Consider the following 20,019-nt stretch of genomic DNA (forward strand, 5'->3'; position numbering starts at 1 on the left):
TTGCCCTCATGAAGGACCGGGCAGGGCCTTGACGGCCAGCCGGAGGAACTCGGCGGTCGCCTCCGGGCTGCTCATCATCAGGCCGGTGACGGCGACCCGGAGCCCGTCGACCTCCAGCCCGGCCGCGTCAGCGGCGTCGGCGGAGTCCATCACCCACAGGTCCAGCACGCCGTCGGCGGCCCGGGCGCCGTAGTGCCGGCCGACCGCCGCGGCGTCGACGGCCACGCCGATGGCCGGCAGCAGCCGGTGGGCCATCCCCAGCACCGGTGCGCCCCCGAGGATGCCGGCGAACCCCAGCACCGGGGCGGGGGTGGCGCGCAGCGCGGCGTGGATGCCCGGCACCTCCAGGATCGGGCCGATGGAGACGACCGGGTTGCTGGGGGCGACCAGCACGAGGTCGGCTCCGGCGATCGCCTCGGCGACACCGGGCGCCGGGTGCGCGTGCTCGATGCCGGTTCGCCGGACGGCCAGGGCGTCGGGAGCTGCGCGCAGCCGCACCCAGTACTCCTGGAAGTGCAGCCACCGGCGTCCGCCGGGGGAGTCGGTGTCGCCGATCGCGACCTCGGTCTCGACCACGTCGTCGGTCATCGGCAGCAGGGTGAGCAACGGGTCGTGCCCGAGCCAGCGGGCCGTCACCCGCCGGGTGACCTCCGACAACGGCAGTCCGGCCGCCAGCAGCTGGGTCCGGACCAGGTGGGTGGCCAGGTCCAGGTCGCCGAGGCCGAACCAGCTGGGCTCCAGCCCGTACGCCGCCAGCTCGTCCTTCACCCGCCAGCTCTCGCCCGAGCGACCCCAGCCGCGGTCGGCGTCGATGGCGCGGCCCAGCGTGTAGGTCATGGTGTCCAGGTCCGGGCAGATCCGCAGACCGTGCAGCGTGATGTCGTCGGCGGTGTTGACGATCACCGTCAGCTCCGCCTGCGGGTACGCCGCCCGCACTCCCGCGACGAACCGCGAACCCCCGACACCACCGGCCAGCACCACCACCTGCACGGCGCCCAGTGTTCCACGGCCCCGTTAGGGTGAGCGGCATGCAGCCCTGGCACCGGTGGCGGGAACCTCTGGCCGTCGTGCTGCTGGTCGCCCTGGCCCTGATGCTGGTGGTCCGCGCCGTCGCCCTCGGGGTGAACGTGGCGTCGGGCAGCGGAGTCGGCTACGGCGCCATCCCCGGCGGGGACGACCTCCTGCTGCTGGCGGCCGCGGCCTCCGTGCTCTGGTGCACCCGACCTGCCGGCGACACCGAGTCGGCGGCGAGTCCCCACGCCCGGGCGCTCGCGCTGGCCGGCGTGACAGTGGTCGGCGCCACCGTGCTGCTGTGGTCGGTGGTCGCCGTGGGCACCGTGATCGACCTCGTGACGTGGCCGACCCCCGAGATCGGGTGGGTGCTGCTGGGCGCGGACGGTGTCCTCCGGTTGGTGGTGCCGGCGGCCGCGCTCGGGGCCGTCGTTCTTGCCCTGCGCCGGACCGCCCCCACGCGCCCCCGGGCCGACACCTCCGCCGCGGCGGTGACCGACGAGACCGAGGTGCCGGCCGTCACGGCCGCCCCCGAGCGCCTGCCGGCCGCCTGGCTGGCCGACGAGGCCACCGGCGCGGTCTGGTTGACCGCCGACGACGCCGCCCAGGGCCAGCCGGGCCTGTCGTGGTCGAACCCGCCGGTGGCGGGGGCGCTGACCACCGGACCCTGGGCCCCCGCCGTCGGTCCGAACCCCGCCGTCGGTCCGAACCCCGCCGTCGATCCGAACCCCGCCGTCGGTCCGAACCCCGCCGGCGGTCCGAACCCCGCCGTCGGTCCGAACCCCGCCGTCGGTCCGAACCCTCAGACGTCGACGGACCGGACCCCGACACCGTTCCCGGGCTGGAACCCAGCCCCAGACCCCTACCCGGCCCCGTCCCCGGCCGCCGGGCCGGACGTCGTAGGGCGCGCTGGGGGAGACGTCACGCGACCCGACGACGGCCGGCCCACGCGGCCGAACCGGCCGCCCGCCGCCGCCGAGGACGACGACCTGCGCTGAGCGCCGGCGGTCGGGCCTGGCGACAAACGTACGACGGACGCATGAAATGCCGCCTTACCTCATCGGCCACCGGTGAGCAAAACAGCCCAATACCAAACTCGGCCTTGACTTGGATGCATTTACGGGCGTGTAATTTCACCCATGTTGTTCGATCGTGACCAGCACCGACGCCACGGGGGCGCCGGGAGAGGTCGTGTGGTCGACGCATGAGCGCCGTGGGGCCGCGAACCCCTCGGCAGGCAATGAACCCCGGGGTCGAGGAGGCAACACGATGGAGCACGACGAAGCTGAGGTCGACGAAGGTGCGCTGAGCTGGCAGGAGCGAGCCCTGTGCGCCCAGACCGATCCGGAGGCCTTCTTCCCCGAGAAGGGCGGCTCCACGCGCGAGGCCAAGAAGGTCTGCCTGTCCTGCGACGTGCGGTCGGAGTGCCTGGAGTACGCCCTCGGACACGACGAGCGCTTCGGAATCTGGGGTGGGCTGTCCGAGCGCGAGCGCCGCAAGCTGAAGAAGCGCGCGGTCTGACGAGCTGACCCGGCCGACGGACCTCCCCAGTCGTCGGCCGGACCCACGGCGCCGGAGCCGGGTCCCGTCGCCGACTGCGCACCGCGGCTGGAGTTCGCCTACAGTGGTCGACGCCTTGCGCACGAGCGCGGGCCGCACCCGCCCGCCGTACGACTCTCGCGAGGTTCTCCCGACACTCATGGACGATGACGTGAGTGAGCGGCGCCGCAGCACCCGGTCCGCGGCGGCCGACAGCTGGGATGACCTGCGGACCGCGCACCCCGAGGACGAGGCCGACCGCTGGGCCTGGCTGACCGAGACGCGGGACGACGCCGCGCTGCCCGATCTGTCGGGGACCACCGTCACCGCGGTGCTGGTCACCCTGGACGCCGAGGCCTGGCTGCCCGAGACGCTGGCCGGTCTGTCCCGGCTCACGCACCGACCCGACCGGCTGATCGCCGTCGACAGCGGCAGCACCGACGCCACGCTCGAGCTGCTGGAGCGGGCCGAGCGCCACGGGCTGCTCGACGCGGTCGTCAGCGGTCCGACGCGGGGCGGCTTCGGTGCCGGGATCACCGCCGCGCTGGCGGCGGAGCCCACCGGGTCGACCGAGGGCGACGGCGGCCCCGACCACTGGTTGTGGCTGCTGCACGACGACGCCGTGCCGGCCGCCGACGCCCTGCAGCAGCTGCTCGCCCACGTGACCGCGGACGCGAGCGTCGACATCACCGGTCCGAAGCTGGTCTTCCCGCGCCGCCGCCACCGGGCCGGTCACCAGCTCAGCGAGGTCGGCGTCACGATCTCCCGGACGGGTCGCCGGCACCTCGGTCTCGACCTGGGAGAGGTCGACCAGGGTCAGCGCGACCAGCCGCGACAGCACCTCGGGGTGTCCACCTGCGGCCTGCTGATCCGCCGCCGCGACTGGGACGCCCTCGATGGGCTGGACCCCGACGTGCCCTGCTTCCGGGACGGGGTCGAGCTCGGCTGGCGGGCCACCGCGTCCGGTCTGCGGGTGGTGACGACCCCGGGGGCGGAGATGGTGCACCGCCAGGTGGGGCGGGCGGGTCTGCGACCCCGGGGGGCCGGCGGACGACACCCCGACCGCGTCGACCAGCAGCTCGGGCTGCTGCTGGTGGCCGGTCACGCCCCGGCGTGGCGGTTGCCGTTCACCTGGCTGCGGCTGGTCCTGGGCTGCCTGACCCGGGCCCTGGGCTACCTGCTGGGCAAGGCGCCGGCCCGCTCCCGCGACGAGCTGGCCACCCTCGGCTGGCTGGTCCTGCACCCGGGTCGGATCCGCGCCTACCGGCACCGGCTGCGCCGGACGCCGACCGAGCCCGGCACCGCGGCCCTCGTCGCCGGGCTTCGTCCGCCGTGGTGGTCGGGACTGCGGCTGGCGGCGGAGTCGGTGACCGGCACGGTCTCCGACCGCTACCGCGAGCTGGCCGGCGACAGCGAGGCCACCACGCTGGACGAGCTGACCGGGGACGACTTCGCCGCCGTCCGCGACGACCGCGGTCGGCACCCGTGGCTCGCCCCGGTGGTGGTGGTGGGTGGTCTGCTGGTGCTGGCGAGCCTGGTCGCCGCCCGCACGCTCTTCGGGCTCGGCCACCTGGACGCGCCTGCCCTGCTGCCCGCCCCCGACCGCCTGGGTGAGCTGTGGCGGTCGGCTGCCTCCCCGGTCCCCGGTGCTCCGGGTGTCGCACCGCCGCCCTGGCTGGCGCTGATGGCGCTCGGTTCCACGGTTTTGGCCGGCCAGCCCGAGTGGTTGGTGACCGTCCTGATCCTGGGCATCGTGCCGCTGGCCTACCTCTCGGTCTACCCGTTGTTCCGCACCGTCGTCGAGGACCGTCGGGTCCGCCTCTGCGCGGCAGTGGCGTACGCGTTGCTCCCGGTCCTGCTGGGCGGGGCGAACCAGGGTCGGCTGACGCTGAGCGTGGTCGCCGTCCTCCTCCCGGTGCTGGTCCTGGCGCTGCGGGGACTGGTGCAGCGCCGCCCCCGGGCGCCCGAGGCGTGGCGCGGCGGCTGGGGCGCCGGCGCGGTGCTGATCGGCCTCACCGCCTTCGAACCCTCGATCATCGTGGTGGCCGTGGCGCTCGGCGCGGTCGGTGCGATCTGGCTGCGGCGTACGCCCCGCAAGGTCGGCCGGATCGGCCTGGCCGTCGGACTGCCGCTGCTGGTCTGGGCGCCGTGGTGGCCGTCGCTGATCGCCTTCCCGGGCCGGCTGTTCGCCGGTCCCGATGCCGCCCTCACCGGCGCCGGCCCGGCGCCCGAGGTCTGGCAGCTGCTGATCGGCCGTGAGGTCGGTCCGGGGTTGCCGCCGCTGTGGTGGGGCGCCGTCGCCTTCGGCATCATCTGGGCGGTGTCGCTGGTGGGTCTGCTCCGGCGGCCGCGGAGCGTGGTGGTGGTGGGGTCCTGGGTCGCGGCGGTGACGGCGCTGCTCGCCGCCACGCTGCTCAGCCGGCTGGTGGTACCGGTGCCCCCCACCGGCGCGGAGATCCGCCCGTGGACCGGGGCGTACCTGCTGATCGCCTTCGCCGCCCTCGTGCTGGCCGCCGCCGCCGGGGTCGACGGGCTCGCCGCCGAGCTGCGCGGACGGAGCTTCGGCTGGGTCCAGCCGACCAGCGTCGTGGCCGGGACCCTGGTCGCGCTCACCGTCCTTGGCTCCGCCGGCTGGTGGGTCTGGGCGGGAGCCGCCGGGCCGATCGAGCGACAGCGGCTGGACGCGCTGCCGCCGTACCTGCAGAACGCGATGACCTCCGACGCCGGTGTCCGGGTGCTCGCCATCGACCTCCAGCACACCGGTCCCTCGGTGGCCGAGGCGCACTACTCGGTGGTCGCCGGTGACCAGCTGCGGCTGGGCGATGCCGACCGGGGGTTCGCCTTCGGCGGCTCGGTGACCGCGCCGGACCAGATCGGCGACCTGGTCCAGCGGATCGTCGCCGGCACCGCGGACTCCGACATCAGCCCGCAGCTGCGCAGTCTCGGCATCGGCTACGTCTGGGTGACGGGGGCGACCACCGAGGAGACCGCCCGGATCGACAACACCCCAGCGCTGGGCACCGCCAGCGGCAGCGACGCGACCACGGTCTGGCAGCTGCAGCCGGCCGTCACCCGCGTCGTCGTCGCGGAGGGCGACCAGACGACGGCGGTCGCCACCCTCCCGGTGGTCGTGCCCCCGGGCGGGTCGCAGCGTGAGCTCCGCCTCGGCGAAGCCGTGGACCCGCGCTGGCGGGCCAGCGCGGACGGCGTCGCGCTGACGCCGGTGACCGTCGGCTGGCAGCAGGGCTTCGCGCTGCCGGCGACCGGGGGGACGGTGTCGTACCACCTCGCCTCGCCGACTCTCGTTCTGCTGATCGGTCAGGGTGTCGTCGTCGCGGCGGCCCTGGTCCTGGCGGCACCGGGGATCCGTCGGCTCGAGCTCCGTGATCCCGTACGCTCCGCGCGGCGGGCCGCCTTCGTCGGCGGGCGGGCCCAGTGAGTCCCGGGACCCGCGGGCTCTCCGTCGGCCTGGTCCGCCGGCTGGTGACCACCGGTGCCGCGCTCCTGGCCGTGGCCGTGGTGGCTGTCGGCGGCGGCCTGATCCCACCCCAGACGGCTCCCTTCCGGGCCAGCCAGTTGCCCCTGGTCGGGCGCACCACCACCGTCTGCACCACCTCACCCGCCACCGACGCCACGGCCACCGTGTCGGCCGTCGCGGTGCGCAAGGCCCCCGGCCGGGAGGGGGTCCTCACCGGTGTCCCGGTCGGCACCACCGCCCCGCTGCTGACCGTCGACCGCCAGGGCTTCGGCGACCAGCAGACCGCGCCGGCGACACCGGTGGTGCTGACCGGACAGGGCGTGATGGCGACCGCCGGCAGCGGCATGATCACCAGCCGGGCGACCAAGGGCGACCAGTCCGGGCTGATGGCCGCCCCGTGCGTGACCCCGGCCACCGAGCAGTGGTTCGTCGGTGTCGGCGCCACCCCGGCGTACCGGACGGACCTGGTGCTGACCAACCCCGACGCCGGCCAGGCGGAGGTCGACCTGCGCTTCTACGGCCGCAACGGCCTGGTCGTGGTCCCGGGCAGCCCGGGACTGGTGGTCGATCCAGGCAGCAGCCGGACGGTCTCGTTGGACACCCTGGTCACGGTCGAGGGCCCGCTCACCGTCTCGGTCCGGGCCAGCACCGGACGCGTCTCCGCGGTGGCCCTGGACCGCCGCAGCGTCGACTTCGGACCCACCGGGGCCGACTGGCAGCTCTCGGCGGTGGCGCCGACCCGTTCGCTCGTGGTGCCCGGCGTGCCCGAGGGGGCGGGCACCCGCACCCTGGTGGTGGCCAACCCCGGGATGGAGCGGGCCAGCGTCGGAGTCCAGGTGCTCGGGGTGGACGGTGCGTTCGCGCCCGCCGGGGCGGAGCAGCTGGAGGTGCCGCCGGAGAGCACCGCCGAGATCTCGGTTGCGGCCGGGCTCGCCGGGGCCGCCGCCGGACTGCAGCTGACCAGCGACCAACCGGTGACTGCGGCCGTCGTCTCGGAGGCGATCGGCACGGACGCGCTGCCCGATCTGGCCGTGCAGTCCGCCACCGCCCCCATCGTGCGGACCGGGGTGGTGCCGTTGGTCCAGCTGGACAAGACCGAGGCGGAGCTGGTGCTGAGCAACGGCGGCGACACCGACGTGCCCCTGTCGTTCGAGGTGTACGGCTACGACGGCGTGAAGATCGACGACGACGACGTGCTGCTCGTCCCGCACGCCACCGCGACCCGTCGGCTGGACGCCGGTGAGCCCGCCTACCTGGTGGTGACCGTCCCGGCGGAGGCGTCGGTGGTCGGTGGGGTGACGTTCCTGGCCTCGTCGGGCGGCATCGCCGGCGTGGCCACCGTGCCGGTCCTGTCCCCGGACGTCGCCAGCCGGGCGCCGCAGGCCGAGTTCGACCCGACAGTCGGTCGCTGACCCCCGTCGCGAGCGGCTCTGCTCATTCCTCGGGGTCGAAGTCGCCGACCGGTCGGCCGGTCAGGGCCGACAGCTGCTCCACGATCGTGCGGTGGACCAGGATCCGGAGTCCCCGACGGCTGGCGGCACGGTGCTCGAGCGGACGCCGGTAGACCACCACCTGGGCCATCCGCTCCGCGTCGGCCTCGACCGCCGCCGCGAGCGGCACCCGGTCGCCGGCCCACGACGGCGGCAGGTTGGGCACGTCCTCGATGCCGAACGTGACGCCCACCAGGGCGTCCGGGCAGGAGACGGCGATCTTGTCGACCGCGGCGTGCACCGCGTCGTCGAAGAACGCCGATCGACTCGCGGGTCGTGGCGGGCGGGCCGGGCCGCCGTACGGGTTGGGCAGCGCGAGGGGGCCACGCAGACCGCGCTGGTGGCGGTCCCTGCGGCGAGTCGACATGGCGTGCACTCTAGCCCGCGGGTAGCGTCTCGGGCGTGGTGTCACGGCGTTGTTCGCGAGCAGGGTGCCCGGGTGGCGCGGTGGCCACGCTGACGTACGTGTACGTCGACTCGACCGCCGTGCTGGGACCGCTGGCGGCGCGCAACGAGCCCCACGGCTACGACCTGTGCCAGCAGCACGCGCAGAACCTGTCCGCCCCCCGGGGCTGGGAGGTGATCCGGCTGGAGGCCTCGGCCGACGCCCAGCCCGACGTCGACGACCTGCTGGCCCTGGCCGACGCGGTCCGCGAGATCGGCTTCTCCTACGACCAGCCGGCGGCCGGCGGCCCGCCCGAGGGGTCCCCCCGGGAGCGGCGCTCCGGCATCGTCGAGCTGGGTCGGCGCGGCCATCTCACCGTGCTGGCCGATCCCGACGCCTGACCCGCCGATCCGACTCCCTAGGATCGGCGCACCATGATCCAGACGCGCATCTTCAAGGCCAACGACATCCGCGGCGTCGTCACCGGGCCCGAGCCCGAGTGGGACGCCGCCGGGGCGTACGCGATCGGGGCCGCCACCGCCGACGTCTTCGGGCTGTCCGACGGCGGTGGCGCACTGGTCCTGGGACGCGACATGCGGACCACCAGCCCCGAGCTGGCCGCCGCCTTCGCCGGTGGCGTGCTGAGCCGGGGGGCGGACGTGATCGACATCGGCCTGGCCAGCACCGACGGCCTCTGGTTCGCGTCCGGTTCGCTGGGGCTGCCCGGGGCGATGTTCACCGCCAGCCACAACCCCGGGGACTACAACGGGATCAAGTTCTGCCACCCCGGTGCGCAGCCGGTCGAGCCCGACGAGCTGGTGGCGATCCGGGAGCGGGCGCTGGCCGGACCGGCGACCCCGGCCGCGGAACCGGGCACCGCGACCAGCCGTGACCTGCTGGGCGCGTACGCCGACCACCTGCTGTCGCTGGTCGACCTGTCGGGCATCCGGCGGCTCAAGGTGGTGGTCGACGCCGGCAACGGGATGGGCGGCTTGACCACCCCGGCCGTGCTGGGCAGCCAGAACCTGGAGATCGTCGGTCTCTACCTCGACCTGGACGGCAGCTTCCCGAACCACCCGCCGAACCCGCTGGAGCCGGCCAACCTGCTGGACGCGCAGGCGGCCGTGCGGGCGAACGGCGCCGACCTCGCGGTGGTCTTCGACGGCGACGCCGACCGCTGCTTCGTCATCGACGAGCGGGGTGAGGTGGTCTCGCCGTCGACCATCACCGGCCTGATCGCCGTCCGCGAGCTGGCACGCGACCCGGGCGGCACGATCGTGATCAACAAGATCACCTCGCACTCGGTGCCCGCGCTGGTCGCCGAGGCGGGCGGCCACACGGTCATCACCCGGGTGGGGCACACCTTCGTCAAGGCGGCGATGGCCGAGCACCGGGCGGTGTTCGGCGGCGAGCACTCCGCCCACTTCTACTTCCGCGACTTCTGGGGCGCCGACACCGGCATGCTGGCGGCCCTGCACGTGCTGGCGGCGCTGCGGGAGACGACCGAGCCGCTGTCCAGGCTGGTGGCCCGGTACAGCCGGTTCGCCGCGTCGGGGGAGATCAACTCCACGGTGGCCGAGGTCGAGCCGGTCCTGGCGGCGCTGGAGCAGCAGTTCGGCGACCGGGCCACTCCGGACCGGGTCGACGGTCTCACCCTGACCGGTGACGGCTGGTGGGTGAACGTCCGGCCCAGCAACACCGAGCCGCTGCTGCGACTCAACGTCGAGGCGCCCACCGAGGCGCAGGTGGTGGCGCTGCGCGACGAGGCGTTGGCCGTCATCCGCAGTTGATCGTGCGGTAGAACTGGAGCGTCGACCGACGATCGTCCTGACTGAGGAGACTGCATGGCCATCGACCTGGCGACCGAGCTGCTGGACATCCTGGCGTGTCCCAACTGCCACGGGTCGTTGGCGGTCGACCACGACCGCGACGAGCTGGTCTGCCTGGCCGCCGACTGCGGGCTCGCCTACCCGGTGCGGCAGGGGATCCCGGTCCTGCTGATCGACGAGGCGCGTCGGCCCGGACCCGATCTGCCGCCGCCTTCAGCCGTCTCGGCCGCCAGCGCCGCCGACCCGACCACGGCCGCCGGCGCCGCCGACCCGACCACGGCCGCCGGCGCCGCCGACCCGACCACGGCCGCCGGCGCCGACGCCAGCAGCAACGGCTCGGCCTCGGCCCCGGGTTCGGCCTCCGGGCCGGTCTCGGGCCCGGCCACCGGTGCCTCGGCGACCGACGCCGACGAGCGTCCCTGACCGATGTTCGACGACTCCTGGTTGGAGGACCAGCAGGCCCTGGGTCGGGCCGACGTGGGGCTGCGCCGGCTGGCCGAGGCGGGCGCCCGGCTGCGCCGTGAGATCGGTGAGGCCGAGGAACCGCTGCTGCAGATCGGCCAGCTCGACCGACCCCGGGCGGTGATCGCCGCCGGGAGCGAGGCCCGCTTCATCCGGGCCATGCTCGAGCCGGTCTGCCCCGTCCCGTTCGTCGCCTGGCCGGCGTACGGTCTGCCGGGCTGGGTGGGAGCGCTTGACCTGGTGGTGGTGATGGCCAGCGAGGCGAGCTCGCCGGCCCTGGTGGCCACCGTGCACGAAGCCGTGCGCCGGGGGGCCCAGCTGCTGATCGCCTGTCCGCCGGCCTCCACCATCGCCGATCACGCCGGTTCGAGCTCGACCATCCTGCTGCCCACCGCGACCGCCGACCCGTTGGCCGCCGCGATCGTCTCGCTGGCCGCCCTGCACCGGATGCAGCTGGGTCCGGAGGTGGATCCGTGGCAGGTGGCGGACGCGATGGACCAGGTGGCCACCGACTGCTCGCCGTACACCGACGTGGCCGAGAACCCGGCCAAGGACCTGGCCACCGGTCTGGCCGAGGCCCAGCCGCTGGTCTGGGGCGGATCCGTGCTGGCCTCCCGGGCGAGCCGGCGGGTCGCCGAGGCGCTCCGCGCCGCGAGTGGTCGGGCCGCGCTCGCCGCCGACGCGGACGAGCTGATCCCGGTGCTCGAGTCGGCCGCTCCCCGCGACCCGTTCGCCGACCCGTTCGTGGACGCGGTGTCGGCCGACCGGAGACCCGCTCTGGTGATCCTGGACGACGGCAACCCGGAGTCCCCGATCCGGACCGCCGATGCCCGGCTCAAGGCGACCGCGGAGCGCAACGACGCCCGCGTCTGCGTGATCCAGCACGCCACCGGGTCCGACGTGGAGCGGTATGCGACCTTGCTGCAGACCGGGATGTACGCCGCCGTCTACCTGGCGGTCGGCCTCGGCCGCTACCTGGAGAGCTGATGACGACCGAGAGCGGGACCCGATGAGCAGCGAAGGTGGGACCCGATGAGCACCGAGGGCGGGAACAAGGCCGTCGTGGCCGCGCTGACGGCGAACCTGTTCATCGCCGCGACCAAGTTCGCCGCCTGGGCCCTGACCGGGGCGTCGTCGATGCTCGCCGAGGCCATCCACTCGGTGGCCGACTCCGGCAACCAGGCCCTGCTGCTGATCGGGGGCAAGCGGTCCCAGCGGGCCGCCACCCCGGAGCACCCGTTCGGTTTCGGTCGGGACCGCTACATCTACGCCTTCATCGTCTCCATCGTGCTGTTCTCGGTGGGCGGTCTGTTCGCCCTGTACGAGGCGTTCCACAAGTACGAGGAGGTCCGCTCCGGGCACCCGAACAGCCTGCTGGAGAGCTCGTGGTGGTGGGTGCCGCTGCTGGTGCTGGGGCTGGCCATCGTGGCCGAGTCCTTCTCCTTCCGGACCGCCATCAGGGAGTCGTCCAAGACCAAGGGCCACCAGTCCTGGGCGCGGTTCATCAAGTCGGCCAAGGCGCCCGAGCTGCCCGTGGTGCTGCTGGAGGACTTCGCGGCCCTGCTCGGCCTGCTGTTCGCGCTGTTCGGCGTCGGTCTCACCCTGATCACCCACAACGGGATCTTCGACGTGATCGGCACGGCGATGATCGGCCTGCTGCTGGTCGGCGTGGCCATCACCCTGGCCATCGAGACCAAGAGCCTGCTGCTCGGTGAGTCCGCGACCCCGGAGGCGATCGGCCGGATCGAGACCGCGCTCACCGGCGTCGCCGGGGTAGAGCGGGTCATCCACATGAAGACGCTGCACCTCGGACCGGAGGAGATCCTGGTCGCGGCCAAGATCGGGGTCCGTGCGGCGTCCACGGCCCAGGCGGTGGCCGACACGATCGACGCGGCCGAGGTCGCGGTCCGGGCAGCCGAGCCGATGGTCACCTCGCTCTACCTGGAGCCGGACATCTACCACGAGGACTACGTACCGGCCGAACGCCCGGAACGCCCCGGCGCCCCGACGCACTGATCTGCCCGCGCCCCCTGATTGCTGCCACCTGATTGCTGCCACCTGATTGCTGCCACCTGCCTGCTCCCTGCTCCCTGCTTCGACTCTGAACATTCCGTCACTCGACGGAATGTTCGGTTGCGTACGGCGTCGGGTGGGGCAGATGCCGTCGGATGACGGAATGTTCGGCTGCGTACGGCCTCGGGTGGGGCAGATGCCGTCGGGTGACGGAATGTTCAGGCCACCGGGCCGCTCGAGCCCGAGTCCGCGTCAATTCTTCACCCATTGACATTCTGTTCGGTAGACATTTGGCTGGACTCTTCAGCTCGGGGAACAGACGGCCGTGCAGGTCGGATCGTGGGAGCTGCGCGGTCTCAGCCGGGAGGACTGAGGGTGAGACGACGGATGATGGCCGCCACGCTGGCGGCAGGACTGGCCGCCTCGTTGGTGCTGGTCGCGGGCAACCAGGCAGAGGCGGATCCACCGAAGGGTGCCGGTCTGAAGGCGACGCTCGCCGCCGCCCCGGACAACCTCAAGACCCCGTTCGAGACCGCGAACGGGGCGGCGTGGACGACCCAGCCGCAGGCCCAGCGGTTCCTGCGCGACCTGGACGCCGCCAGCGAGCGCGTACGGGTGCAGACAGTGGGCCGGTCGCTGCAGAACCGGCCGATCCAGCTGGTGGCCGTGGGGTCACCGGCGCCGGCCACCCAGGCGGCCGCGGCCGGCGGGTCGGTCGCCTTGTTCACCTGCTCCGTGCACGGGGACGAGAACTCCGGGCGCGAGGCCTGCCTGCAGATGGCGCGCGATCTGGCCTTCACCACCGACGCCGCGCTGAACCGGTTCCTGGAGCGGACCACCGTGCTGTTCGTGAACCCGAACCCCGACGGCTGGGTGGCTGACACCCGGGGCAACGCCGAGGGGGTGGACGTGAACCGGGACTACATGGCGCTGAGCACCCCGGAGGCGCGGGCCATCGTCAAGATCATCCGGGACTGGAAGCCGGACGTGCTCAACGACCTGCACGAGTACGGTCCCGGCGAGTTCTACGACACCGACCTGCTGCACCTGTGGCCGCGGAACCGCAACGTCGACCCGATCATGCACGACCTGGCCCGGGAGATGAGCGAGAAGTACTCCTCGGCGCAGGTGACCAGCCTGGGCTACAGCTCCGGCGTCTACGGCCAGCTGGTCAAGGACGGGGAGCCGTTCCGGCAGGTCGCGGGTGACGGTCAGGCGAGGATCCTGCGCAACTACGCCGGGCTGGTCAACGTGGCCGGGATGCTGTCGGAGACGGCCAACGACGCCCTGGACGACGCGGAGGAGGCCGACCCGGCGCTGGTGAACCGCCGGCGGGTGGAGGTCAACTACGCGAGCGCTGTCGGCTCCGTGCAGATGCTCATCGAGAACCGCGAGCTGCTCGCCCGGGAGACCCTGGCGGCCGCCGCCCGGAACACCGAAGCGGGTCGGACCGGCTCCGGAGTGATCTACTTCGCCGGCCAGGACGACATGATCCCGACCAGCGCCTCGCAGGTCGAGCCCCGACCGATGTGCGGCTACCAGCTGACCACCGCCACCTTCACCGAGGTCAGGGACGAGCTGGCGCTGCACGGGATCACCAGCCGGAACGACGCCGGAGGCCGCTACGTCACCCTGGCGCAGCCGACCCGGGGTCTGATCCCGCTGCTGTTCGACAGCCGGTCGCAGTACAAGATCGCCGACGGGACCCCCGTCGCCTGCTGATCAGGGCGTCGCCTGCTGATCAGGGCGTCGCCTGCTGATCAGGGCGTCGCCTGCTGTTCAGGGCGTCGCCTGCTGTTCAGGTACGCGGGCAGGGCCGAGGTCACATGCTCCACCGGAGCTGGTCGACCTCGGCCCTCGCCACGCCCGGCACCTGCGTCGCCGACGTGGCCCAGGCCTGCGCCGGGTGCTGCTCCTCGTCGATGTCGGTGACGAGCACGTCAGGGAGCTCGGGCCGGGGCGGCTGGACCTCGAGCGCCCCGAGGGCGGTCAGGGCGGCAGCCACCTCCCCGGGGTCGGCGTCGGGCTGCAGGGTGACGAGGACACGCGTCGGCATGCAGTCATCGTCGACCCTGGCGGCGACCGTGGGAAGGGATCACCCGGTGGCGGCCACGAGCGCCGGCAGACCCGGGTGGGCCAGACTCGGCGCCAGCGCGGGGTCGTGGCAGCGAGCCAGCGTGTACGCGACCCCGGCCAACCCGGTCAGCAGGTTCGGGGTGCGGCCGCCGCGGACGCCACAGACCCAGCCCGGTCCGGAGCGCCCGGCCCGGGTCAGGTGCCGGGCCAGCAACCGGGCCGAGGCCAGGTGCTCCGGCGCCGCGGCCGGCCAGGCGTCCACCCCCGCCAGGTGCAGCTCGACCAGGCCGGCGAGACCGTGGCACAGGGTGCCGTCGAACGGGCCGCCGCCGGCCGGGAGGCCGTCCGCCTGCACGGTGGCGACGGCCCGGGCGTACGTGCGCTGCGTGCCGTCCGGGGAACCGGCCCGCGCCCGGTAGGCGGCCGCGATGCCCACCCCGGGGGCCCCGTGACACCAGGCCAGACCCGGGGCGTCGTCCGGGCTGCGCCGATCGGGCCAACCGCCGGTGTCGGCGCGGAAGTGGCCGTCCTCCCACCGCAGCGTCCGCGCCGTCAGCTCGTCCAGCGGGACCGGGGCGGGCAGCCCGGCCGCGCGGGCCGCGGCCAGAGCCACGGTGATGCCCGAGCCGCCGTGCGCCAGCCCGATCACCGGCTGCTCGGTGCCGGCCATCGGCCAGCTCACCGGTCCGTCCGGTGCACCGCGGTCGTCGGCGTACGGCAGCAACCGGTCGAGCAGGGCGGTGGCGGCGCGGCGGCGCGCTGGCTCCAGGTCCGGCGCCAGGTCGGCGGCGAGGACGGCGGTCAGGTGTCCGGCCCAGCCGTCGAGGAGGTCCGGGTAGTCCGGGCAGCGCTCCGGATCCTCGGCGAGCGCCCCGACCGCCCGGCGGGCCAGCTCCGTCGCCGCCGCCCCGAGCCGAGCGTCCTCGGTCCAGCCGGCGACCAGGGTGGCGGCTCGGGCGATGCCCAGCCAGCCACCAGACCAGCCCAGAGCCGCCGGGGCCGGCGCGTCGCCGAGGGCCCGGCGCACTGTCGACCGGCTGACCTCGCCGGCCAGCCGAGCCCACGAGGCCCGACCACCGGGCAGCCGGGCGCAGACCGCCAGGGCGACGGCGACACCGGCACGACCGGTGTGCAGCGCGTCGTCGAGCGGGCCGTGGGTGAGCACCACCCGGTCCCCGCTCGAACGGTCCGGGTCGACGTCGTCGCCGGACCACGTGGCGCTGCCGTCCGCCCCGGCGGTGGCCAGCGACTCCAGCCGGTCGGCCAGGTGCCGGGCCGCGGCGGCGTACTCGGTGTCTCCACCGCCTGTCCGACCGGTCATCGGCCCACCCGCTCGATCGCGGCGACGTCGGCGCCCAGGTCGGCCAGGGCCGTGGTCAGCGCCTCGTCGGAGGGGTCACGGCCGGCGAACCGGGCGGCCACCGCGGCCAGCTGAGCGCAGCGGAGCTGACCGTAGCTGACCGGGGTCGCGGCACCCGACGCCCCCGGGTCCTGGGCGGTGGCCACCCCCGGCAGCAGCCGCCGGGTGCAGGGCGGCACCTCGGGCGAGAGCAGGGGCAGCAGCCGGTCGGCGCGTCGGCGGAGGGCTGGCTCGGCGGTCGGGGCGGCAGCCGAGGGGAGGTAGGCGACCAGCGCGTCGCGGCGTCCGTACCCGTACGCGGTCGGCGGGCACTTCAGCGACAGCGCGCAGCCCACGGCAGCGGCCAGCTCCAGCAGCAGCGGGACCGCGGCCGCGGCCGACGCGAGATCGCGGGCGTGCAGGTACCACCGGTCCAGGGGCACCTCTGCGGTGTCCTCCGGACGTCCTGCGTGCGCCCACCACCACGACCCGCTCGGGTCCAGTCCCGCGCTGCCGTGCTGCAGGGAGACCAGGTCGCCGGGGCGCGGCGGGCACCCCGGCCGGGACGACGCGGTCACCGCCTCGACCACCGTACGGAGACGGTGGTGGTCCGGCTCGACCAGAGACGCAGCCACCAGGTCCTGTCCGGCGGCGGCCAGCACCAGCCACCCGTCCGAGGTCGGCGCGACCGTCCGCCGGGCCTCCTCCAGCCGGGCAGCGCCGCGGGCCGGGTCGTCCTCGGCCGGGTGGGCGGCCCTCTCGGCCGCGCCCGGCCAGGCGGCCGGCTCGGTCAGACCGCACCACCAGCGTCCGTACAGCCAGCCGGCGAGCGCGCCGTCCGGGTCCGCGAGGGTCCGGGTCTCGGCCCGCAGCCGACGCGCCTCGGCGTCCGCCGCGACCAACGCCAGTCCGGCGCGGATCTCGGCCAGGGCCCGGCCCGAAGGCTCCGCCGGGTCGTCCGGCCCCGCGTCCGCGTCCTCGCGCGTCGCGCCCCGGTCGGCGGGCGGCGGGCTCTGGTCCGTCGGCGGCGGATCCACCCGTACGGTCGCGCGCGGGCCGGACCCCAGGTCGGGTGGCGGCTTCAGGAAAGGCATCCGAGGACCTCCTGGGTCAGGCGGGTGTGGGCGAGGAGGACCGACTCGGCCCGATCGGTGAGCCGGGCCGCAGCATCGCCGTCGCCGGCCTGCGGGGTGTAGGCCACCTCGAGGGCGAGCTGCCCGATGCGCAGACCGGCCGACAGCACGACCCTGCGGGCCAGGGTGGCCGCGATCGCTGGGCGTGGCCGCGCCCCTTCGGCGTACCCGTCGAGCAGGGCACGACTCGCTCCGTCCAGTCCCGTCACGGGCCCGGGAACGTCCGGCCCAGGGCTGGGGAGCCGGACCAGGTGCTCGGCGAGGAGGCAGCCTAGGTCCCAGGCCGGGTCACCGGAGCCGGCGAGCTCCCAGTCGAGCAGGACCGGGTCGCGACCCGGTCCGCTCAGCACCACGTTGTCCCACTTGAGGTCGTGGTTGACCAGACAACCGGTCACCGGGCGGCGCAGCTCGGTCACGGCCTCGACGACCGCGGGGCGGCCGTCCAGGGCGGCCAGGGTGTCGTGGACCTCGCGACTGAGGGTGGTGGGGGCCGGCGACCCCGGCGGCCGAGCGACCAGGGCGAGGACCAGCGGGGGCGGGGCCGGGGGGAGCGGGAAGCCGGCAGTGGCCCGGTGCAGCGCACCGATCGACCGACCGAGAGCGTCCGCGTCGGTGGTGCTCAGCACGCCGGTCGGGGGCGCGCCACCGATCAGTGCCGGGAACCCGAGCTGCTGAGCCAGCGAGCCCCGGCAGTCCTCCCCGCCGACGTCGGCCAGCACCAGCAGCTGCCGGTCCTCGTCGACCAGCAGCGGAGCGGGCAGGGCTGCAGCGAGCGGCGCACACCACCGCGTCATCCGGTAGACCAGGCACTCCACCGCCAGGTCCGGACCGCCGTGCCCGATCCCGGCCTTGACCACCAGTCGGCGGCCGTCGGCCAGCCGGACCCGCCAGACCGGGTGAGCCCGCGAGATGTCCTCGACCAGGGCGCCCACCGCGGTGAGCTCGTCGAGCACCCCGACCTCGAGCAGCGCGGCGACAGGCACCGGTGTCTCGGGTCGGGCCAGGAGAGCGGCCGCACCCGAGGGTGCGGCCGCCTGGGTCGGCATCGACTCAGCCCTGGAACGGGTTCTGGCCGTACGGGTCGTAGCCGTACTCCTCGCCGTACCCACCGGGACCAGGCAGGTACGGACCGGTCGGTGGGACCGTGGTCGTCGGCGGCAGCGTGGTCGTCGGCGGCAACGTCGTGGTCAGGCGGGTGGTCGTGATCGGCCAGGTGACGGGGCACCAGGGGGTGCCGATCGTCTTGGGCGAGCACTGCACGTAGTTCACCGTCCGGATGACGAAGCACTGCGGATCTGCGACGGTCCGCGGCGGGCAGGCGGACACCCAGGAGCGCGGGACCGGGCGGAACACGTCGTCGCCGGGTCCGGCCTGGACGTCCTCGCCGCCCCCGTCGGCCCCGACTCCGGTGGCCTCCATCGCCTGCGTCACCTCGGCCACGGCTGCGGCGTACCCGGCTTCGAAGCCCTCCTCGTAGCTGCCGGTCGACCCCGCCTGCTGGCCCGTCTCGCCGGACGCTCCGAGCAGACCGTACGGGTCGTAGCCGGCCCCGGCCTCCCGGTTGATCGGCCGGGTGGGCAGCGTCCTGATCGTGGTCGGCAGGGTGGTGGTCGGGCAGACCACGCTGACCGGCGGGCAGATGATCGTGCGCGGCGGACGGGTCAGGGTCAGCGGCGGGCAGATGGCCGCGATCTTGGTGACGAGTCCGCACTCGTCGATCCGGATCGTCCTGGGCGGGCAGGCGATGATCGGGGTCCGCAGCCGGACGGTGATCGTCGGGTTGATCACCGGCCCCCGGGCCTTGACCAGGGCGGCGCGGGCGTCCAGACAGCCGTGCCCGTACGCGTCGTTCGGGACCGGGTCGCCGGCGGCGTCGGTGAGGGGACGGGCCGTGTCGCGGAGGATGGCGGCGATCTCGGGACCGGTGGCGCTCGGCTTGACCGCCTTGATCAGCGCCGCCACCCCGGCCACGTGCGGGGTCGCCATCGATGTGCCGGACATGGTCGTCGTCCCGCCGGCCAGGTAGGTGGAGAGGATCCCCACGCCGGGGGCGACCAGGCTGATGTGCGCCCCGGTCTGGGAGAACGACGCCTTCTTGTCCGCGCTGTCGACGGCGCCGACGGCCACCACACCGGGATAGGCGGCCGGGTAGGAGGGGTTGGAGGTCCCGTCGTTGCCCATGGCGGCCACGACCACGACCCCCTTGCCGATGGCGTACGCGATCGCACTGCTCTCCACGCTGGTGGCCGCGTCGGCACCGAGGCTCATGTTGATCACGTGTGCGCCGTGGTCGGCGGCCCAGCGGACCGCGGCCGCGACGTCGGCCGACGAACCGACCCCGGAGACCCGGCCGTCGCTGATCCGCACCATCCGGGTCAGCGCCTTGACCGGCATGATCGTGGTCTGCCAACCGATGCCGGCCACCTGCAGACCGTTGTTCGTGGCCGCGGCGATGGTGCCGGCGACGTGCGTGCCGTGACCCACCTCGTCCTCCGGGGTCGCATCCCGGCCGGAGAAGTCGCCCTCGAACCGCCAGCCGGCGGGCGGGGTGGGTTTGGTCCCGAGATCGACCATGTCGTAGCCACTGACCAGCAGCGGGGCCAGCTCGGGATGATCGAGGTCGCAACCGCTGTCGACGACGGCCACCACGACCGACCCGGAGCCGGTGCTGATGTCCCAGGCGGCCGGGGCGTTGATCTTGGTCAGGCCCCACTGGCTGCCGAGCTGCGGGTCGTTCGGGGTGATCATGGTCTCGCGCCAGCGGTTCGGCTCGGCCAGCTCGACCGAGTCGACGGAGGTCAACCGGGCCACCGCTGCCTCCACGTCGGCGGCGGGATCGATCCGCACCCGGAAGCTCCGGCTGAGCAGGTGGTCCGGGCCCTCCAGCAGACCGAGAGCACTGCCCTGCAGGGCCTGCGCGCCGGCGATCCCGACGGGGGAGGGGGCGAGTCGGGTGATGTCGTGCGCGCCGAGCTCGGCGAGCACCGCATCGAGGTCGTCGACACCGAGGTTCTCGGCGGCTCCGAGCACGCCGGCCGGATGGAGCGGCACCGAGGACGTCATGGCGTCGGCGGCGTCGGGCCGCAGGGTGAGCAGGACCTCCCCGGGGACGATCCCGTCGGCGCCGCGCAGGACCGGGCCGAACTCGGCGGAGGATGCGGCGGAGGTGCCGCGCGGGCGGGCCGAGCCGCTGCTGCGGCGCGACGACCCGGACTTCGAGGTAGGCATGATTGCCCCTTCCGTGTGGACAGGCGGCGCCCCGAT

17 protein-coding genes are annotated in these 20,019 nt (G+C 74.3%); 10 read left to right on the forward strand and 7 right to left on the reverse strand.

Annotation, left to right across the window (positions count from 1 at the left end; all coding sequences use genetic code 11):
* Window positions 1-6 precede the first annotated feature (6 nt).
* Window positions 7-990: a 2-phospho-L-lactate transferase gene (cofD, locus tag ABD714_RS02710; RefSeq protein WP_344810727.1), complete on the reverse strand. Its 984-nt coding sequence runs from the start codon at window positions 988-990 to the stop codon at window positions 7-9.
* A gap of 38 nt (window positions 991-1,028) precedes the next feature.
* Between cofD and ABD714_RS02715 the strand changes: the two genes are divergently transcribed.
* From ABD714_RS02715 to ABD714_RS02730, 4 genes are all read left to right on the forward strand, one after another.
* Window positions 1,029-2,009 carry a hypothetical protein gene (locus tag ABD714_RS02715; RefSeq protein WP_344810728.1) on the forward strand — a complete coding sequence of 327 codons (981 nt, stop codon included), beginning with the start codon at window positions 1,029-1,031 and terminating at the stop codon, window positions 2,007-2,009.
* 271 nt (window positions 2,010-2,280) lie between these two features.
* The gene (locus ABD714_RS02720) at window positions 2,281-2,532 is read left to right on the forward strand and encodes a WhiB family transcriptional regulator (protein ID WP_344810729.1); all 252 of its coding nucleotides are present in this window, start codon (window positions 2,281-2,283) and stop codon (window positions 2,530-2,532) included.
* Between the two features lie 178 nt (window positions 2,533-2,710).
* Complete coding sequence (locus tag ABD714_RS02725) at window positions 2,711-5,989, forward strand: glycosyltransferase (RefSeq protein ID WP_344810730.1); 3,279 nt, start codon at window positions 2,711-2,713, stop codon at window positions 5,987-5,989.
* Window positions 5,986-7,440: a DUF5719 family protein gene (locus tag ABD714_RS02730; RefSeq protein WP_344810731.1), complete on the forward strand. Its 1,455-nt coding sequence runs from the start codon at window positions 5,986-5,988 to the stop codon at window positions 7,438-7,440. Before ABD714_RS02725 ends, ABD714_RS02730 begins: the two co-directional genes overlap by 4 nt.
* A gap of 22 nt (window positions 7,441-7,462) precedes the next feature.
* Here ABD714_RS02730 and ABD714_RS02735 read toward each other — a convergent pair whose 3' ends face one another.
* Window positions 7,463-7,885, reverse strand: a complete 423-nt coding sequence (locus tag ABD714_RS02735) for a metallopeptidase family protein (protein WP_344810732.1) — start codon at window positions 7,883-7,885, stop codon at window positions 7,463-7,465.
* A 38-nt stretch (window positions 7,886-7,923) separates the two neighbouring features.
* On the opposite strand from ABD714_RS02735, the gene ABD714_RS02740 reads away from it, so the two are divergent.
* From ABD714_RS02740 to ABD714_RS02765, 6 genes are all read left to right on the forward strand, one after another.
* Window positions 7,924-8,304: a DUF3499 domain-containing protein gene (locus tag ABD714_RS02740; RefSeq protein ID WP_344811267.1), complete on the forward strand. Its 381-nt coding sequence runs from the start codon at window positions 7,924-7,926 to the stop codon at window positions 8,302-8,304.
* Between the two features lie 33 nt (window positions 8,305-8,337).
* On the forward strand, window positions 8,338-9,693 hold the full coding sequence (locus ABD714_RS02745; RefSeq protein ID WP_344810733.1) for a phosphomannomutase/phosphoglucomutase: 1,356 nt from the start codon (window positions 8,338-8,340) through the stop codon (window positions 9,691-9,693).
* A gap of 54 nt (window positions 9,694-9,747) precedes the next feature.
* Entirely contained in the window at window positions 9,748-10,155 is a 408-nt protein-coding gene (locus tag ABD714_RS23015; protein WP_425562324.1) for a Trm112 family protein, read from the forward strand.
* A 3-nt stretch (window positions 10,156-10,158) separates the two neighbouring features.
* Entirely contained in the window at window positions 10,159-11,181 is a 1,023-nt protein-coding gene (locus tag ABD714_RS02755) for an SIS domain-containing protein (protein WP_344810734.1), read from the forward strand.
* A gap of 45 nt (window positions 11,182-11,226) precedes the next feature.
* Window positions 11,227-12,210 carry a cation diffusion facilitator family transporter gene (locus ABD714_RS02760; protein WP_344810735.1) on the forward strand — a complete coding sequence of 328 codons (984 nt, stop codon included), beginning with the start codon at window positions 11,227-11,229 and terminating at the stop codon, window positions 12,208-12,210.
* Between the two features lie 372 nt (window positions 12,211-12,582).
* Window positions 12,583-13,929, forward strand: coding sequence for a M14 family zinc carboxypeptidase (locus ABD714_RS02765; protein WP_344810736.1), 1,347 nt, complete (start codon window positions 12,583-12,585; stop codon window positions 13,927-13,929).
* Between the two features lie 100 nt (window positions 13,930-14,029).
* Here ABD714_RS02765 and ABD714_RS02770 read toward each other — a convergent pair whose 3' ends face one another.
* Genes ABD714_RS02770 through ABD714_RS02790 form a run of 5 tightly spaced genes read right to left on the reverse strand, consistent with a single transcriptional unit; the run spans window position 14,030 to window position 19,983 of the window.
* Window positions 14,030-14,263 (reverse strand): hypothetical protein, encoded by a 234-nt coding sequence (locus ABD714_RS02770; RefSeq protein WP_344810737.1) that lies wholly within the window; start codon window positions 14,261-14,263, stop codon window positions 14,030-14,032.
* Between the two features lie 39 nt (window positions 14,264-14,302).
* The gene (locus ABD714_RS02775; RefSeq protein WP_344810738.1) at window positions 14,303-15,604 is read right to left on the reverse strand and encodes a lanthionine synthetase LanC family protein; all 1,302 of its coding nucleotides are present in this window, start codon (window positions 15,602-15,604) and stop codon (window positions 14,303-14,305) included.
* Window positions 15,601-16,716 (reverse strand): T3SS effector HopA1 family protein, encoded by a 1,116-nt coding sequence (locus ABD714_RS02780; RefSeq protein ID WP_344810739.1) that lies wholly within the window; start codon window positions 16,714-16,716, stop codon window positions 15,601-15,603. The genes ABD714_RS02775 and ABD714_RS02780 overlap by 4 nt, the downstream gene beginning before the upstream one ends.
* Window positions 16,704-17,801 (reverse strand): phosphotransferase, encoded by a 1,098-nt coding sequence (locus ABD714_RS02785; protein ID WP_344810740.1) that lies wholly within the window; start codon window positions 17,799-17,801, stop codon window positions 16,704-16,706. The genes ABD714_RS02780 and ABD714_RS02785 overlap by 13 nt, the downstream gene beginning before the upstream one ends.
* 4 nt (window positions 17,802-17,805) lie before the next feature.
* Window positions 17,806-19,983, reverse strand: coding sequence for a peptidase S8 (locus tag ABD714_RS02790; protein ID WP_344810741.1), 2,178 nt, complete (start codon window positions 19,981-19,983; stop codon window positions 17,806-17,808).
* Between the last annotated feature and the right edge of the window lie 36 nt (window positions 19,984-20,019).

This window comes from Microlunatus aurantiacus (assembly GCF_039536605.1).
Lineage (GTDB): Bacteria > Actinomycetota > Actinomycetes > Propionibacteriales > Propionibacteriaceae > Microlunatus > Microlunatus aurantiacus.

Bases quoted from the DNA above. Each gene is read 5' to 3' on its own strand.
- ABD714_RS02715 (WP_344810728.1), top strand. From the start codon at position 1,029: ATGCAGCCCTGGCACCGGTGGCGGGAACCTCTGGCCGTCGTGCTGCTG.
- ABD714_RS02720 (WP_344810729.1), top strand. From the start codon at position 2,281: ATGGAGCACGACGAAGCTGAGGTCGACGAAGGTGCGCTGAGCTGGCAG.
- ABD714_RS02725 (WP_344810730.1), top strand. From the start codon at position 2,711: ATGGACGATGACGTGAGTGAGCGGCGCCGCAGCACCCGGTCCGCGGCG.
- ABD714_RS02735 (WP_344810732.1), bottom strand. From the start codon at position 7,885: ATGTCGACTCGCCGCAGGGACCGCCACCAGCGCGGTCTGCGTGGCCCC.
- ABD714_RS02745 (WP_344810733.1), top strand. From the start codon at position 8,338: ATGATCCAGACGCGCATCTTCAAGGCCAACGACATCCGCGGCGTCGTC.
- ABD714_RS23015 (WP_425562324.1), top strand. From the start codon at position 9,748: ATGGCCATCGACCTGGCGACCGAGCTGCTGGACATCCTGGCGTGTCCC.
- ABD714_RS02755 (WP_344810734.1), top strand. From the start codon at position 10,159: ATGTTCGACGACTCCTGGTTGGAGGACCAGCAGGCCCTGGGTCGGGCC.
- ABD714_RS02760 (WP_344810735.1), top strand. From the start codon at position 11,227: ATGAGCACCGAGGGCGGGAACAAGGCCGTCGTGGCCGCGCTGACGGCG.
- ABD714_RS02770 (WP_344810737.1), bottom strand. From the start codon at position 14,263: ATGCCGACGCGTGTCCTCGTCACCCTGCAGCCCGACGCCGACCCCGGG.
- ABD714_RS02775 (WP_344810738.1), bottom strand. From the start codon at position 15,604: ATGACCGGTCGGACAGGCGGTGGAGACACCGAGTACGCCGCCGCGGCC.
- ABD714_RS02780 (WP_344810739.1), bottom strand. From the start codon at position 16,716: ATGCCTTTCCTGAAGCCGCCACCCGACCTGGGGTCCGGCCCGCGCGCG.
- ABD714_RS02785 (WP_344810740.1), bottom strand. From the start codon at position 17,801: ATGCCGACCCAGGCGGCCGCACCCTCGGGTGCGGCCGCTCTCCTGGCC.
- ABD714_RS02790 (WP_344810741.1), bottom strand. From the start codon at position 19,983: ATGCCTACCTCGAAGTCCGGGTCGTCGCGCCGCAGCAGCGGCTCGGCC.